Genomic DNA, 15,020 nt, shown 5'->3' on the forward strand with positions numbered 1-15,020 from the left:
CGCAAAAAACAGGCTCCGGGTGCCTGAATCGCGATCACAGGTTCGAAAGGGCCCGGCTGCGTTCAGGCAGCCGGGCCGATGGGATGTCAGGCGGCCGCCTTGCGGCTCTTCTCGAAGCGCTTGCGCTCGTTCGGGTCGAGATACAGCTTGCGCAGACGGATGTTCTTCGGCGTCACTTCCACCAGCTCGTCATCCTGGATCCAGGACAAGGCGCGGTCCAGCGTCATGCGGATGGGTGGGGTCAGCTTCACGGCTTCGTCCTTGCCGGCGGCGCGGATGTTGGTGAGCTTCTTGCCCTTCAAGACATTGACCTCCAGGTCGTTGTCGCGCGAGTGGATGCCGATGATCATCCCCTCATACACCTTGACGCCGGGATCGATCACCATCGGGCCACGATCCTCCAGGTTGAACATGGCGTAGGCCACGGCCTCGCCCGCTTCGTTGGCGATCAGGACGCCGTTGGTGCGGCCCGGCAGGGGGCCCTTGTACGGCTGGTAGGAGTGGAACAGCCGGTTCATGATGGCCGTGCCGCGCGTATCGGTGAGCAGTTCCGACTGGTAGCCGATCAGACCGCGAGTCGGCGCGTGGAACACCAGGCGCTGGCGGCCGCCGCCCGAGGGGCGCAGCTCCACCATCTCGGCTTTCCGCTCGCTCATCTTCTGCACGACGATGCCGGAATGCTCCTCGTCGACGTCGATGACGACTTCCTCGATGGGCTCCAGCGTCTCGCCAGTGGCTTCGTCCTTCTGCATCACGACGCGCGGGCGCGAAACGCCGATCTCGAAGCCTTCGCGGCGCATCGTCTCGATCAGTACCGCAAGTTGCAGCTCGCCGCGGCCGGACACGAAGAACGAGTCCTTGTCTTCCGACTCCTCGATCTTCAGGGCCACGTTGCCCTCGGCCTCCTTCAACAGGCGGTCGCGGATGACGCGGCTGGTGACCTTGTCACCCTCGGTGCCGGCCAGCGGGCTGTCGTTGACGATGAACGACATCGTCACGGTCGGCGGGTCGATCGGCTGCGCTTCCAGAGCGGTGGTCACCGACGGATCGCAGAACGTGTCGGCGACGGTGCCCTTCTGCAGGCCGGCTATGGCCACGATGTCGCCCGCCTCGGCGTATTCCACCGGCTGGCGCTCCAGGCCGCGGAAGGCCAGGATCTTGGAAATGCGGCCGCTTTCCAGCTGCTTGCCGTCGCGGCTCAGAACCTTGACGGCCTGGTTCGGGCGGATGGAGCCGGACTGGATGCGCCCGGTGATGAGGCGGCCGAGGAACGGGTTGGCTTCGAGGATGGTGCCGATCATCTCGAAGGGCGCGTCCTTGCCGGCGGTGCTGGGTTCCGGAACATGGCTGAGGATGAGGTCGAACAGCGGGGCCAGGCCCTGGTCCTGCGGGCCGGTCGGCGCATCGGCCATCCAGCCGCCGCGGCCGGAGCCGTAGAGGACGGGGAAGTCCAGTTGCTCTTCCGTGGCGTCGAGATTGACGAACAGGTCGAAGATCTCGTTCAGCACTTCCTCGTGGCGCTCGTCCGGACGGTCGATCTTGTTGATCGCCACGATGGGCTTGAGGCCGACCTTGAGGGCCTTGGACAGCACGAACTTGGTTTGCGGCATCGGGCCTTCCGATGCGTCGACCAGGATGACCGCGCCGTCCACCATGTTCAGGATGCGCTCGACCTCGCCGCCGAAATCGGCGTGGCCCGGCGTGTCCACGATGTTGATGCGGGTGTCTTTCCATTCCACCGAGGTCGCCTTGGCGAGAATGGTGATGCCGCGCTCCTTTTCAAGGTCGTTGGAGTCCATCGCACGCTCTTCGACGCGCTGGTTCTCGCGGACGGAGCCGGACTGTGCGAGCAACTTATCGACGAGGGTGGTCTTTCCATGGTCGACGTGCGCAATGATCGCGATATTGCGGAGCTTCATGTGATCTCGCTCGGAAAAAGGGGTTCAAGCACACCAAAGGCGCTTCCCCGCACTGGGAAAGCACCCTCGACAAGACTGTGCCGCTATTCTTTGGCGCCCCCTATACACTATCTTTCGCAGTCGCGAAAGGGTGGCGCCATCGAGATCGCGTCAGGCCGCAAGGCCCCGCTTGCGCATCAGCGCGCCGGCATCCGGCATCCGCCCCCGGAAGGCCTGGTACAATACGTCCGCCGGGCGGCTGTTGCCGGCCGAATAGATGTTCCGCAACAGGCTCTGCGCCATCGCAGGGTCGAACGGATCCCCCGTTTCGGTGAATGCCTCGAAGGCGTCGGCGTCCAGCACTTCCGACCACATGTAGGAATAGTAGCCCGAAGCGTAGCCATCGCCCGAGAAGACATGTGCGAAATGCGGCGAACGGTGCCGCATCACGATGGCATCCGGCATGCCGATCCGGGCCAGCACCTCGGCCTCGGCCGCAATCGGGTCGTCCGGCGCCTGGCCCATTTCATGCAGGGCAAGATCCACAAGGGCGGATGCGGTAAACTCCACCGTATCGAAGCCGGCGTCGAAATTGCGCGTCTCTTCCATGCGGCGCACGAGCTCGGCCGGCAGGGCCTCGCCGGTTTCGACGTGGCGGGCATGCCTTTCCAGAATCTCGGGTACGCCGAGCCAATGCTCATAGAGCTGCGACGGCAGTTCGACGAAATCGCGCGAGACGGAGGTTCCGGACAATGAAGGCCACGTCACGTCGGAGAGGAGGCCGTGCAGCGCATGGCCGAATTCGTGGAACAAGGTGCGCGCGTCGTCCATCGACAGAAGCGCCGGCTGGCCCTTCGCTGGTTTTGCGAAGTTGCAGATGTTGTAGATGATGGGCGTATGCCCGCCGTCGAGCTTGTCCTGCCCACGCAGCGCGCTCATCCATGCGCCGGAGCGTTTGGAGGAACGGGCGAAATAGTCGCCGATGAAGATTCCGACCGTCGAGCCGTCGGCACGCAGCACCTGCCAGACGCGGGCATCCGGGTGCCATGCCCGCGCGTTTTCGATGCGCTCGAATGTCAGGCCGAACAGAAGGTTGGCGACGTCGAACGACGCCTCGATCATCCGGTCCAATTGGAAATAGGGCTTCAGCGCGCCCTCATCGAAAGAAAATTCCGCCTGCCGGCGCTTTTCCGCGTAGTAGCGCCAGTCGAACGGGGCGAGGGCGGCGTTGTCGCCTTCCGCCACCGCCAGCGCCGCCAATGCCTCCGCATCCGCCGCAGCGCGGACGCGCGCCTTGTCCCAGACGCTCGTCAGCAGCGTGCGCACCGCATCCGGCGTCTTCGCCATGCTGTCGTCCAGCTTGAAGGCGGCGAAGCTGTCATAGCCCAGCAGCCGCGCCTTCTCGGCGCGCAGGCGCAGCGTTTCGGCCATGATGGGCCGGTTGTCGTGCGGGCCGTCATGCTCGCCCCTGGCCGTCCAGGCGGCGAAGGCCGTTTCACGCAAGGCGCGGTCGCGGCAATAGGTCAGGAAGGGCACGATCAGCGAGCGAGACAAGGTCACGACATGGCCTGCCATGCCACGCGCTTGCGCGGCCTCTGCCATGGCGGCGACGAGCCAGCCCGGCAAGCCTTCCAGCGCCGCCCCGGGCACCGGGAGAGCATAGGACTTCTCGTCGGCCAGAACGTTCTGGGAGAAGGCGGTGCCGAGTTCGGACAGCCGTGCATTGATCTCGGCCAGTGCGTCTCGGTCCCTGCCGACGAGGCGCGCGCCGCTGCGCACGAAACCCAGATGCATCCGCTCCAGCAGCCGCAGCGACTCCGCGTCGAGGCCCAGCGTGTGGCGTGCCTCGTAAAGCGCGTCGACCCGTGCGAACAACGCTTCGTTCAGCGAGATGGCCGAGGAATGGCGCGAGAGGCGGGGCGACACGGCGCGCTCCACCGCCTGCAGGGCGTCGTCGGTATTGGCGCCGGCCAGTGCATGGAAGGTGGCCGATACGCGCCGCAGCAGGGCGCCGGCGCGCTCCATGGCCGCGACGGTGTTGTCGAAGCTGGGCGGGGCGTCCGCATTGGCGATGGCTGAAATCTCGGCCGCATGGCTGGCCATTGCCTCTTCGAAGGCCGGCTCGAAACGATCGGCGGTCAGCTTCGAGAAGTCCGGGAGGCCGGCGGGGCCATCGAAATCGAAGACGGACGCGTCGAATGGACTTAAGTCGTGTGGTGTGTTCAAGGAGGGCCTCGAAATGATAGTTCCTGCACAGGCTGCATTTGCGCTATCAGTTAGGGATGGCCATGGATAGTGGAAAGACCTGCCGTGGATCGGCCGGTGGTTCGACGGGCCGATCGGGCAAACACAGGAAAGGTCGCTCGTGACTCATTTTACCTCCGGCAACACCCTTGCCTTCCTTCTGTCGGATGGTGCGCGGCTTTACCGGCAGGCATTCGAACGCACCATCGCCGAAAGCGGCAGCGGGCTGACGCCGGGGGAGGTGCGTACGCTGGGCCACGCGTTGCGGTATCACGGGTCCAGGCAGGCGGTGCTGGCGGAGCGGATGGGCATAGAGCCGATGACGCTGTCGGCCTATCTCGACAGGCTGGAGGCGCGCGGCCTGATCCGCCGCGAGGTGGACCGCACCGACAGGCGCGCCAAGATCATCCATCCGACGGACGAGGCGGCGCGGCTGATGCAGCAACTCAGCCCGCTGTTTCAAAAAGTCTACGATGAGGCGACGCGCGACATCGACGAAGAGACCATGCGCGCGTGCGTCCAGGCGTTGATCGGCATTCGCTCGAACCTGACGAGCGACCCGGAGCTTCTGGGCAGCCTCGACCCGTCGAAACCGGAGGACCTGACCGGACGCCCGGTCCTCTAACGCCCATGAAAGGCCGCATGTCCGAAGCGCGGACGAGTGTCATCGGCGCGCTCCTGGTGGCTATCGGGCCCATTTCCATGGCGCTTTACACGCCTGCGATGCCGGAACTGGCGCACGCCTTCGACACGGACCCGGCCCTGGTCAAGCTGTCCCTGTCGCTGTATTTCGCCGGCTTCGCCGTCACCCAACTGGTCTGCGGGCCGCTGTCCGATGCGCTGGGGCGCCGCCGAACCACCGTCATCTTCATGATCCTCTATATCGCCGGGGCGCTGGTCGCCGTGCTGGCGTCCACCATCGGATGGCTGCTCGCGGCGCGTCTTCTGCAAGGTGTGGGGGCATCGGTCGGCGTTGCGACCGCCCGCGCCATCGTGCGCGATCAGTTCACCGGCGAGGCGTCCTCGCGCATCATGAGCACCATCGGCATGATCCTGGCGCTGGGGCCCGCGATCGCGCCCACCATCGGCGGCTTTACCCTGGCGCTGGCCGGCTGGCACGCCATCTTCGTGGTCATGCTGTTCTTCGGCATCGCCGTCATCGGCATCGTGCTCGGCGCCATGCACGAGACGACCACGCCCGACCCCGCAATGCTGAAGCCCCGCGCCATCCTGTCGGCCTATGGCCGGTTGGCCCGCAACCGCACCTTCCTGTGCTGCTGCCTCGTCCTCGGCGGATCCGTCGGGGCGCTCTACACCTGGGCCACGATCCTGCCCTTCGTGCTCATCGACCATGCCGGATTGACGCCGCAGCAATTCGGCGTCGGCATGCTGGCCCAATCGGGCATGTTCTTTCTCGGCTCGTCGCTGACGCGGCTGTCAATGCGCTGGATGCCGGCGGAACGGCTCGTTGTGCCCGGGCTTTTGGCCATCGGCCTCGGCGGGCTACTGTTGCTTCTGGTCCTGTCGCTGCGCGCACCGGGCTATATCGAGGTGATGATACCCATCGGCCTCTATGCCTTCGGCATCGGCTTCGTAATGCCGGCCATGACGACGGCGGCGCTGGCCCCGTTTCCGAGGATCGCCGGTTCCGCCGCCGCCATGATGGGTTTCATGCAGATGGGCACGGGGCTGGTCGGGGGCCTGATCGCGGCCGCCATACCCGACCCTGTCCTGGCCGTGCGCACGATCATCCCCGCCTTCGCCTGCGTGGCGATCGCCGCCTATCTTGCCCTGCGCCGTCCCGTGGCTACGCCGCCTGCCGTCCGGCGTTGAGCGCCTGCATCGCCTCGGCGCCGATGCGGAACGATTCCAGCCGCGCGGCCTCGTCGTGGATCTGGCCGTTCAACATGATCTCGTCCGGCTGGTACCGCGCGATCAGACCGGCCAATTGCTCCCGCACCGACTGCGGGCTGCCCGTGGCGGAGATGCGCAGCGCCTCGTCCACCATGGCGCGGGCCGACGGGTCCAGTGCCGCGTCGATATCGTCCACCGGCCGCGGCAGCTTGCCGGGCTTGCCGGTGCGCAACTGGGCGAAGGCAAGCTGCATGGATGTCTTCAGTTTCCGCCCCTCGGCATCTGTCGCGGCGGCAAACAGGTTGGCCGCCAGCATGAAGTACGGCTTGTCCAGGAAGGCCGATGGGCGGAACGTCTGGCGATACACCTCCACCGCATCGTCCAGCGCGGCCGGCGCGAAATGGGAGGCGAAGGCGTAGGGCAGGCCCAGATGCGCCGCCAGTTGGGCGCCGAACAGGCTGGACCCGAGAATCCATACCGGAACGTGCGTCCCGGAGCCCGGAATGGCGCGCAGCTTCTGCCCCTCGTCCGCATCGTCCAGGTAGTGGAGCAGTTCCACCACGTCCTGCGGGAAGTTGTCGGACGACTCCAGATTGCGGCGCAGGGCGCGCGCCGTCAGCATGTCGGTGCCGGGCGCGCGCCCGAGCCCCAGATCGATGCGGCCCGGATACAACTCGGCCAGCGTACCGAACTGCTCGGCGATCACCAGCGGCGCGTGGTTCGGCAGCATGATCCCGCCCGAGCCGACGCGGATCGTCTTCGTATGGGCCGCGACATGGCCGATCACCACCGCGGTGGCCGCGCTGGCGATGCCGGGCATGTTATGGTGCTCGGCCAGCCAGAACCGATGGTAGCCCTGGGCTTCCGCATGCTGTGCCAGCCGGGCGGAGCGGCCAAGCGCCTCCGCGACGGTTGCGCCCTCGGGCACGGGCGCCAGATCCAGCATCGAGTAGACAGTCATCGCTTCAACCTTGGGTTTATCTTTTCCCCCATTTGGGCATTGCGGTCACCGATTTTAAGCTGCGTCGCGTCATGTTCTCTCCGGCGATTACGGCCGGGTGACTGGAAACCTTCGATACGTGCCGCCACACCGGACGTCGTCGTCGAGGCCGCGTGGGTTCAGTAACCTGGCGAGCCCTCGACGGGCCCGGCCAGGCCGGGCCCATCGCTTGCAGGCCTTGCGCCGCTCAGCGGTCGCGCTTGGCCAGGGTGCGCAGGCGCAGTGCGTTGAGGCGGATGAACCCGGCCGCATCCTTCTGGTCGTAGGCGCCGTGGTCGTCCTCGAAGGTGACGAGCGCGTCGGAGTAGAGCGACTTGTCGCTTTCCCGCCCGATGACGATGACGTTGCCCTTGTAAAGCTTCAGCGTCACGGTGCCCTCGACATGCTCCTGGCTCTTGTCGATCAGCGCCTGCAGCATCTCGCGCTCGGGCGAGAACCAGAAGCCGTTATAGATCAGCTCCGCATAGCGGGGCATCAATTCGTCCTTCAGGTGCGCCGCCCCGCGGTCCAGCGTCAGGCTTTCGATGGCACGGTGCGCCGCGATGAGAATGGTGCCGCCCGGCGTTTCGTAGATGCCACGAGACTTCATGCCGACGAAGCGGTTTTCCACCAGATCCAGCCGGCCGATCCCGTTGTCGCGGCCGAGGTCGTTGAGAGCGGCAAGAATTTCGTGCGGCGGCAGCGCCTTGCCGCCGATCGACACGGCATCGCCGCGCTTGAAACCGATCTTGACGACGGTCGGCGTGTCTGGCGCCTCTTCCGGGCTCACCGTTCGCTGGAAGACATAGGCCGGCGGCTCTTCGTTCGGGTCTTCCAGCACCTTGCCCTCGGACGAGGAGTGCAGGAGATTGGCGTCCACCGAGAAGGGCGCTTCACCGCGCTTGTCCTTCGGCACGGGGATCTGGTGCTTTTCGGCGAAATCGATGAGCTGGGTGCGGGACTTGAGCTCCCATTCGCGCCACGGCGCGATCACCTTGATATCCGGGTTCAGGGCGTAGGCCGACAGTTCGAAGCGGACCTGGTCGTTGCCCTTGCCGGTGGCGCCGTGGGCGATGGCGTCGGCGCCCGTTTCCGCTGCGATCTCCACCAGCCGCTTGGAGATCAGCGGGCGGGCGATGGAGGTTCCCAGAAGGTAGGTGCCTTCATACAGGGCATTGGCGCGAAACATCGGGAAGACGAAGTCGCGGACGAATTCCTCCCGCACGTCCTCGATGCGGATATCCTTGATACCCATCAGCTCGGCCTTCTTGCGGGCCGGTTCCAGCTCCTCGCCCTGGCCGAGATCCGCGGTGAAGGTGACGACCTCCGCGCCATATTCCGTCTGCAGCCATTTCAGGATGATGGAGGTGTCGAGACCTCCGGAATAGGCGAGAACGACTTTCTTGACATCGCGATGCGCGGCCATGCTGCTCACTTTCCTTGTGTCGTCGCAGATCATCGCCATGCGCTCTACAGGAGATGCGGGCCGGAAGAAAGCCGTGGAATGCGGGGGAGCCAGGGTCTATACGAGCGCCCTTACAGCCGATGGACCATGCCGTCATGACCTTCCTGCCCGATGCCGCCGCGCTTGCCAGCTTCGCCGTCGCCTCCTTCGTGCTGGCCGTTACGCCCGGGCCCGACATGGTCCTGTTCCTGTCGCGTACCATTGCTCAGGGGCGCAGGGCCGGTTTCGCGTGCATGTTCGGCGCGCTCACCGGAATCATAGTCCATACGACGCTGGTGGCGCTGGGTCTCGCGGCCCTGTTGGCGGCTTCGCCCCAGGCTTTCGCCCTGCTGAAGCTGGCGGGCGTCGCCTATTTGATCTTCCTTGCGGTACAGGCCGTGCGCAACGGCTCGGCTCCGGCCGTCGCGCTGGGCAGATCGGCCTATCTGGGCTTCAGCCGCAACTGGCGCGCCGGCCTCGCGGTCAACCTCCTCAACCCGAAGATCATCCTGTTCTTCCTGACATTCCTGCCGCAGTTCGTGGCCGCCAGCGATCCGCATGCCGCCGCGAAGCTGGCCTTCCTGGGACTCACCTTCGTTGCGATCGGGTTGTGCGTCTGCATCGGCGTCATCCTCATGGCCGATCGGGTCGCGCTGCTGCTGCGTCGCAGCCAGAGAGCTTCTCGTGCGCTCGACTGGCTTTTCGCCTCGGTGTTCTCGGCCTTCGCGGTAAAGCTGATGCTGGCGCGGGCCTAAGGCCTATTCAGCGAAGGCGTAGGGCCCGCCCTTGTCCAGCGCCGCGCGGTAGGCGGGGCGGGCGTGGATCCGCGACAGGAAACCGGTCAGGTTGCCGTAGCCGGACAGGTCGGCCCGCGATGCGGCCGCCTCCACCGGAAAGCTCATCATGACATCGGCGGCGCTGATATCCGGTCCGGCAAACCAGCCTGTATCCGCAAGGGATCGGTCCCAGTAGGCAAGGTTTCTTTCGATCTGCGGCGTCACGAAGCCCTCGTCCGTCGCCTGCATCGCCTTGCCAACCACGGGCCGCACCAAAGCCGGCGTTTTCTTCGTCACCGTTGCCAGAACGAGCTTCAGAAGCAGCGGCGGCATGGCCGTTCCTTCCGCGTGGTGCAGGAAATGCTGGTAGCGCCAGTAGTCGGGGCTGCCCTGCGCCGGGACCATGCGTCCGCGCGCATGCGTTTCGAGGATGTAGGTGACGATGGCGCCCGTTTCAGCCAGCGTAAAGGCCCCCTCCGTCAGGACAGGCGACTTGCCCAGCGGGTGCAGCTGGCGCAGCTCCGCAGGTGCCTGCATGTCCGCGCCGCGCTGGTAATGGCGGATTTCGTAGGGGAGCTCGAGCTCCTCCAGAAGCCACAGGACCCGCTGCGAGCGGGAATTGTTCAGGTGATGGATCGTCAACATGCGCATGAAGATCGGGCGCGGCGCCCGATCGGCAAGAGGCGGATCAAGCGATGGGCGGACCCGGCTTGCGTCGCCACGATCCGGCTGCCCGTCCGGCGACGATCCAGTAGATCATCCCGAAAGCGAGCCCTGCCAGAAAGATGGCCGTCTGGATGGCCATCGGCGGCATGGCCCCGTCATAGGCCAGGCGCAGGGCGACGAAGCCGGATGCAAGTCCGATCGCGGCGTGCAACAGAAGCGAGCGCCACCCCATGATCTCGGTGGCCAACATGAAGATGGCCCAGGGCAGCAATGCCACGGAGCCGACCTGCGCGGCCTGTGCCGTGAAGACGAAGAACATCTCGACCATGCGGAAGGGATCGTCGCCGATCGTCGCCGGCACCTCGATGAATGGCCAGAGAAGCGCGAAGGCCGCGCCATAGCAGGCGAAGACGAAGGCCAGGGGAATGACGAACAGGAAGCGCAGCACCGCCCGCATGGATCGTCAGCCGGCCACCGCCGCAGCCAGCGCGAGCCTGTCGGCTTTTTTCATCCGCTCCGATTCCGATTTCAACTGGCCGCATGCGGCGAAGATATCCCGGCCCCGCGGCGTGCGGATGGGAGAGGCGTAGCCGGCATCGTTGACGAGGTCGGCGAACCGCTCGATCTGGTCCCAGTCGGAGCACTCATAGTCCGTTCCGGGCCAGGGATTGAAGGGTATCAAATTGATCTTGGCCGGAATGCCCCTCAGCAGGCGCACGAGCTCCCTTGCGTCGGCAAGGCTGTCGTTGACGCCCTTCAACATCACATACTCGAAGGTGATGCGCCGCGCATTGGACAGGCCAGGATAAGACCGGCAGGCGGCCACGAGCTCGTCCAGCGGGTACTTCTTGTTGATCGGCACGAGCACATCGCGCAATTCGTCGCGCACGGCATGAAGCGAGATGGCCAGCATCACGCCCATCTCGTCGCCGGTCCGCCCGATCATCGGGACGACCCCGGAGGTGGACAGGGTGATGCGGCGCTTGGACAGCGCCAAGCCGTCACCATCGGACGCCACGGCCAGCGCCTGCTTGACGTTGTCGAAATTGTACAGCGGCTCGCCCATGCCCATCATCACGATGTTCGATACGAGCCGCCCGTCGGACGGCACGATGGCGCCCATCGGCGTGTCGGCCTCCGGCAGGTCGCCCAATCGCTCCCGCGCGGTCAGGATCTGCCCGACGATCTCGCCTTCGGTCAGGTTGCGCACGAGGCGCTGCGTGCCCGTATGGCAGAAGGTGCAGGTGAGGGTGCAGCCGACCTGGGACGATACGCAGAGCGTGCCGCGCCCCTCTTCGGGGATATAGACGGTTTCGATCTCGACCGGGCGTCCGGCGCCGCGCGCCGGAAAGCGGAACAGCCACTTGCGGGTCCCGTCCACCGAAATCTGCTCTTCCACGATTTCCGGACGGGCGATCTCGAAATTGTCGGCCAGCGCCGTGCGCAGATCCTTGGAGATATTGGCCATGGCGGAAAAATCGTCGACGCCGCGCACATAGAGCCAGTGCCAAAGCTGGCCTGCCCGCATGCGGAGCTGCTTTTCGGGCACGCCGATGCCGCGCAGGCGCTCGGCCAGGCTCTCGCGCGACAGGCCCAGAAGGGACTGGCGCTCGGGCGCTTTTTCCGGTGCCGGGCGGTTGTGCCCGGCCAGGTCGATGCTCACGCTCATGGGCTCGCTTTCGGGCGTCGGCCTTTGGCCAGGCACGCCTTCATCGGTCTTCGGTGTCTGACGAATGGACACTCACATGCGCGTTTTGGCAGAATTTCGCAAGGAGGAGCGCAAAATTCCTTTGCGCTCCAACGGGTTTGCCCCCGCCACCCAGCGTCAGCGGCAGTTGCCGATGGAGTTCATCGCAGCGGTGATGCCAGCCAGCGAGTAGGTGTATTTGGTGTTGGTTCCGCGAGCCGATGTGGCGTCCACCGACATCGAGCGGCCGTTGCGCATCGCCGAGACGAGCTGCGGCTCCTCCGACGGATTCTCGACCCAGGCCGACTCGCCCCGCGTGAACAGCGTGAACTTGCGCGTATCGACCGTCACGGTGACCTTGGAGCCTTCGCGCATGGGATAACCCATGACGACCTGCGGCTCGTACGCGGCGGCCTGGCCCGGCTTCTGGGAGACGAGGAAGAAGATGTCGCCATGATTGACGCTGGCCGGTTCCTTCGTCTTCGGCGTCGACAGGACGTAGCACACCTTGTTGCCGCCGGCCGTGTAGGAATAGGTGCCCCAGTCGTTGAACTGCTGCAGGCGGGTCGGAGTCTGGGCGACGGCGGCGGTGGAAAGGACGACAAGGAGACTGGCTGCCGTCAAGACTTTCTTCAAGGACATGGTTCCCCGCATGATCAATTTCGATTAGCTCGCGCCGGGGCGCGACTTCGCGTCTTAATCGCGATCTGCCCGGAAATTAGGTCCAAGAGCCTTTCCGGACCGTAAACATCGGTCCGGCGACGATTGGAATCTCCGGGGCAACGGAACGCACGAAACCGAAGAAAGCGGCGAGACCGTGTCCAGACCATGGCCTCGCATCAAGGTGTTCGGGTGTCCGCCTCGTCCGTCTCGCTGTCCAGGAGTGCGCGGGCGCGGTCGTAATGCTCGGGCCGGATATTGGCCCGCACGGCCGTGATCGCGGCCATCAGCACCGCGGCGTCGTCGGTAAAGCCGATCAGCGGCATCAGGTCCGGGACGAGATCGGCCGGCATGACGAAATAGGCTAGCGCCGCCAGAAGGATGCCGCGCGAGGCGAGCGGCGTCTCGGGGTCGATCGCGCAGTAGTAGGAGGCGGCGAGATCGCGCGTGAAAGGGATCGCGCTTGCGGCGCGACGCACGGTGGACAGGAACGAGCGCATCACGCGCCGCTTCTGCCGCGCCTGCTGCCCGGCATCGGCCGGGCGCAGGATCTCTGCGATCTTCTGCCGGTCGAGCGGCAGGGCGGGAAGGCTCGGTCGTTTCATGTCAGGTTAGATAGGAAGTGCCAGGCGCCGACCAAGGGTCGAAACCGGCATCATGCCGGAACGGCCGCATGCTCCGGTGCGCGGCGCGATACCGGTTCCCCCAGTTTGAACGCTTCTTCCAGGAGATAGGGGCCGCCACCAACGGAATCGCGCGACGAGTAGAGCACGAAGCGACCCACCTGGAAGGACGGCGAGCGAAAATTGCCCCGTCCGGACAGATAGCGCGCGACGTCCTCGCCCTTTGGGTGGCGCAGCCGCGCCAGCGTCACATGCGGTACGAATTTTTGCGCGTTGGGTGCGATGCCGGCCCTGCGGCATGCCCGGTCGACATCGGCCTGCAGCGTGTCCAGCCCGGGCGAGGGGACCGCCCCGGCATAGATGGAATGCGGCTTCTTCGACCCGAAGGCGCCAACTCCGCGCAACGTCAACTCGAAACTCGGGCGAGCGACCCGGTCGAGTTCGGCGACCACTTCGTCCGCGGTGCGGCAATCGACATCGCCGATGAAGCGCAGGGTCAGATGGTAGTTTTCGGTGTCGATCCACCGCGCGGACGGCAGCCCGCCCCTGAGGAAGGATAGACAGAGCGCCGCATCCCGCGGGATCTCGATGGCAGTGAACAGTCGCGGCATGAAGTGTTTCCTTCTGCTTCGAGCATGTCTCGCACTTTGGAAAGGGAATCACTCAATCGGTTTCACCGCAAGCACCGCACTGCGATATCATGGGGAAATCCCGCGATGCTGCTGAATGAGGGGTTCGACGCTGGGCAGGATCCGCCGCACGATCTCGGCGATCCCATCGCCGGTCGGGTGCATGTAGTCGGCCTGGTTCAGGCGCGTGACACCGGCCACCCCATCCAGGAAGAACGGATAGAAGGGCACATCGTATTGCCGTGCGATATCCGGAAAGATCGGGTTGAAGGCGCTTGCGAACTCTTCGCCCATGTTCGGCGGCGCCAGCATTCCGGTCAGGAGCACGCTGGTATCCGCACGTGCCTTCAGGCGCGCGACGATGTCGGACAGGTTCGCTCGGGTGATGTCGGGCTGGATTCCGCGCAATGCGTCGTTGGCCCCCAGTTCCACGATGACGATGTCGGCACTGTCCGGCACCGACCAATCCAGCCGGGCCAGGCCTCCGGTGGTCGTGTCGCCGGACACGCCGGCATTGACGACCCGCACATCGTATCCCTTATCCCGCAAGGCCGCTTCGAGCTGGTCCGGAAACGCCTCGCCCGGGCCCACGCCATAGCCCGCCGAAAGGCTGTCGCCAAAGGCGACGATTTCCACCGGGCCCGCCTCCTGCGCCCTCGCAGTCGCAAAAAAGTGAGGGGACAAAAGCAAAAGGGCGGCCAGCACGGGGACCAGGAAGTGATTTTGCCGCATTCGATACCCATATCCCGTTTTCGAGGCGCCTTGATGGCGTTATCCTCCATGGTCCGCAGGCATATAGGATGACGGCGTCTTGGCTGAAATGGCGATCCGGTTACGAAATGTTCACCTGACCTTGGGCGCCGGCGGCAGCGCGGTCCATGTACTCAAGGGGATGGAGCTGACGGTCGGGCGGGGCGAATCGCTTGGCGTCGTCGGCCCGTCGGGCTCCGGTAAATCGACTTTGCTGATGGTCCTGGCCGGGCTCGAGCGGGCCGATTCCGGCCTCGTCGAAGTTGCCGGTCAGTCGCTCGAAGGCCTTTCCGAAGACAGGCTGGCGGCCTTTCGCGGGCGCAATATCGGCATCGTCTTCCAGTCGTTCCACCTCATTCCCAACATGACGGCCATCGAAAACGTCGCCGTGCCGCTGGAACTGGCGGGGGCGCCGGATGCTTTCGCCCGGGCCGCCCGGGAACTGGAGGCTGTGGGCCTCGGCCATCGCCTCGATCATTATCCGGGGGCGCTTTCGGGTGGCGAGCAGCAGCGCGTAGCGCTGGCAAGGGCCCTTGCGCCGGAGCCGGCGATCCTGATCGCCGACGAGCCGACGGGCAATCTCGATGCCGAAACCGGCCGCCTCGTGGCGGACCTTCTGTTTTCGGAGGTTCGGCGTCGGCACATGACCATGGTTCTCGTCACGCACGATGCCGCGCTGGCGGCGCGCTGCGCCCGCCAGGTCTCGGTGCGCGACGGGCGCATCCAGGGCACGAACGCTCCGGTGCAGGCCGCATGAGCGCGCTGGCCGGCAATGAAGCGGCAGGCGCCGTGCGTCCACCGGCGCGGCCG

Annotated in this window: 15 protein-coding genes; 4 read left to right on the plus strand and 11 right to left on the minus strand. The window is 65.5% G+C overall.

Translation table 11 applies throughout. The features are described from left to right. Positions 1-86: 86 nt before the first annotated feature. Positions 87-1,919, minus strand: a complete 1,833-nt coding sequence (gene typA, locus IGS74_RS04625) for a translational GTPase TypA (RefSeq protein WP_192389738.1) — start codon at positions 1,917-1,919, stop codon at positions 87-89. 150 nt (positions 1,920-2,069) lie between these two features. After that, positions 2,070-4,124 carry a M3 family metallopeptidase gene (locus IGS74_RS04630; RefSeq protein WP_246722927.1) on the minus strand — a complete coding sequence of 685 codons (2,055 nt, stop codon included), beginning with the start codon at positions 4,122-4,124 and terminating at the stop codon, positions 2,070-2,072. Between the two features lie 139 nt (positions 4,125-4,263). Between IGS74_RS04630 and IGS74_RS04635 the strand changes: the two genes are divergently transcribed. Together IGS74_RS04635 and IGS74_RS04640 are read left to right on the plus strand one after the other, a co-directional pair. Then, positions 4,264-4,767 carry a MarR family transcriptional regulator gene (locus IGS74_RS04635; protein WP_192389740.1) on the plus strand — a complete coding sequence of 168 codons (504 nt, stop codon included), beginning with the start codon at positions 4,264-4,266 and terminating at the stop codon, positions 4,765-4,767. 17 nt (positions 4,768-4,784) lie between these two features. Continuing rightward, positions 4,785-5,975 (plus strand): multidrug effflux MFS transporter, encoded by a 1,191-nt coding sequence (locus IGS74_RS04640; RefSeq protein WP_192389742.1) that lies wholly within the window; start codon positions 4,785-4,787, stop codon positions 5,973-5,975. On the opposite strand, the gene IGS74_RS04645 is transcribed toward IGS74_RS04640, so the two are convergent. Together IGS74_RS04645 and IGS74_RS04650 are read right to left on the minus strand one after the other, a co-directional pair. Beyond that, positions 5,950-6,957 carry an LLM class flavin-dependent oxidoreductase gene (locus tag IGS74_RS04645; RefSeq protein WP_192389744.1) on the minus strand — a complete coding sequence of 336 codons (1,008 nt, stop codon included), beginning with the start codon at positions 6,955-6,957 and terminating at the stop codon, positions 5,950-5,952. The two genes, IGS74_RS04640 and IGS74_RS04645, sit on opposite strands and share 26 nt — an antisense overlap. 226 nt (positions 6,958-7,183) lie before the next feature. Then, a complete protein-coding gene (locus tag IGS74_RS04650; protein ID WP_192389746.1) occupies positions 7,184-8,401 on the minus strand; it encodes an argininosuccinate synthase in 1,218 nt (405 codons plus the stop codon). Positions 8,402-8,520: 119 nt separating this feature from the next. Between IGS74_RS04650 and IGS74_RS04655 the strand changes: the two genes are divergently transcribed. Further along, on the plus strand, positions 8,521-9,174 hold the full coding sequence (locus IGS74_RS04655; RefSeq protein WP_348641883.1) for a LysE family translocator: 654 nt from the start codon (positions 8,521-8,523) through the stop codon (positions 9,172-9,174). Positions 9,175-9,177: 3 nt separating this feature from the next. Here IGS74_RS04655 and IGS74_RS04660 read toward each other — a convergent pair whose 3' ends face one another. The 7 genes from IGS74_RS04660 to IGS74_RS04690 form a co-directional block, all read right to left on the minus strand. After that, entirely contained in the window at positions 9,178-9,840 is a 663-nt protein-coding gene (locus IGS74_RS04660; RefSeq protein ID WP_192391349.1) for a glutathione S-transferase, read from the minus strand. Positions 9,841-9,883: 43 nt separating this feature from the next. Continuing rightward, positions 9,884-10,318 (minus strand): hypothetical protein, encoded by a 435-nt coding sequence (locus IGS74_RS04665; RefSeq protein WP_192389748.1) that lies wholly within the window; start codon positions 10,316-10,318, stop codon positions 9,884-9,886. Between the two features lie 6 nt (positions 10,319-10,324). Then, positions 10,325-11,530, minus strand: a complete 1,206-nt coding sequence (rlmN, locus tag IGS74_RS04670; RefSeq protein ID WP_192389757.1) for a 23S rRNA (adenine(2503)-C(2))-methyltransferase RlmN — start codon at positions 11,528-11,530, stop codon at positions 10,325-10,327. A 156-nt stretch (positions 11,531-11,686) separates the two neighbouring features. Continuing rightward, a complete protein-coding gene (locus tag IGS74_RS04675) occupies positions 11,687-12,190 on the minus strand; it encodes an invasion associated locus B family protein (RefSeq protein ID WP_039190408.1) in 504 nt (167 codons plus the stop codon). A gap of 197 nt (positions 12,191-12,387) precedes the next feature. Next, positions 12,388-12,813 (minus strand): YkvA family protein, encoded by a 426-nt coding sequence (locus tag IGS74_RS04680; RefSeq protein WP_192389759.1) that lies wholly within the window; start codon positions 12,811-12,813, stop codon positions 12,388-12,390. A gap of 50 nt (positions 12,814-12,863) precedes the next feature. After that, positions 12,864-13,442: an RNA 2',3'-cyclic phosphodiesterase gene (thpR, locus tag IGS74_RS04685; RefSeq protein ID WP_192389761.1), complete on the minus strand. Its 579-nt coding sequence runs from the start codon at positions 13,440-13,442 to the stop codon at positions 12,864-12,866. Between the two features lie 87 nt (positions 13,443-13,529). Next, positions 13,530-14,192 carry an arylesterase gene (locus IGS74_RS04690; RefSeq protein WP_192389763.1) on the minus strand — a complete coding sequence of 221 codons (663 nt, stop codon included), beginning with the start codon at positions 14,190-14,192 and terminating at the stop codon, positions 13,530-13,532. Positions 14,193-14,271: 79 nt separating this feature from the next. On the opposite strand from IGS74_RS04690, the gene IGS74_RS04695 reads away from it, so the two are divergent. Continuing rightward, positions 14,272-14,967: an ABC transporter ATP-binding protein gene (locus tag IGS74_RS04695; protein ID WP_192389765.1), complete on the plus strand. Its 696-nt coding sequence runs from the start codon at positions 14,272-14,274 to the stop codon at positions 14,965-14,967. Positions 14,968-15,020 lie beyond the last annotated feature (53 nt).

This window comes from Aureimonas sp. OT7 (genome assembly GCF_014844055.1).
Taxonomy (GTDB): Bacteria; Pseudomonadota; Alphaproteobacteria; order Rhizobiales; family Rhizobiaceae; genus Aureimonas; species Aureimonas altamirensis_A.

Bases quoted from the DNA above. Each gene is read 5' to 3' on its own strand.
- IGS74_RS04645 (WP_192389744.1), bottom strand. From the start codon at position 6,957: ATGACTGTCTACTCGATGCTGGATCTGGCGCCCGTGCCCGAGGGCGCA.
- rlmN (WP_192389757.1), bottom strand. From the start codon at position 11,530: ATGAGCGTGAGCATCGACCTGGCCGGGCACAACCGCCCGGCACCGGAA.
- IGS74_RS04660 (WP_192391349.1), bottom strand. From the start codon at position 9,840: ATGTTGACGATCCATCACCTGAACAATTCCCGCTCGCAGCGGGTCCTG.
- typA (WP_192389738.1), bottom strand. From the start codon at position 1,919: ATGAAGCTCCGCAATATCGCGATCATTGCGCACGTCGACCATGGAAAG.
- IGS74_RS04650 (WP_192389746.1), bottom strand. From the start codon at position 8,401: ATGGCCGCGCATCGCGATGTCAAGAAAGTCGTTCTCGCCTATTCCGGA.
- IGS74_RS04690 (WP_192389763.1), bottom strand. From the start codon at position 14,192: ATGCGGCAAAATCACTTCCTGGTCCCCGTGCTGGCCGCCCTTTTGCTT.
- IGS74_RS04665 (WP_192389748.1), bottom strand. From the start codon at position 10,318: ATGCGGGCGGTGCTGCGCTTCCTGTTCGTCATTCCCCTGGCCTTCGTC.
- thpR (WP_192389761.1), bottom strand. From the start codon at position 13,442: ATGCCGCGACTGTTCACTGCCATCGAGATCCCGCGGGATGCGGCGCTC.
- IGS74_RS04640 (WP_192389742.1), top strand. From the start codon at position 4,785: ATGTCCGAAGCGCGGACGAGTGTCATCGGCGCGCTCCTGGTGGCTATC.
- IGS74_RS04680 (WP_192389759.1), bottom strand. From the start codon at position 12,813: ATGAAACGACCGAGCCTTCCCGCCCTGCCGCTCGACCGGCAGAAGATC.
- IGS74_RS04675 (WP_039190408.1), bottom strand. From the start codon at position 12,190: ATGTCCTTGAAGAAAGTCTTGACGGCAGCCAGTCTCCTTGTCGTCCTT.
- IGS74_RS04655 (WP_348641883.1), top strand. From the start codon at position 8,521: ATGGACCATGCCGTCATGACCTTCCTGCCCGATGCCGCCGCGCTTGCC.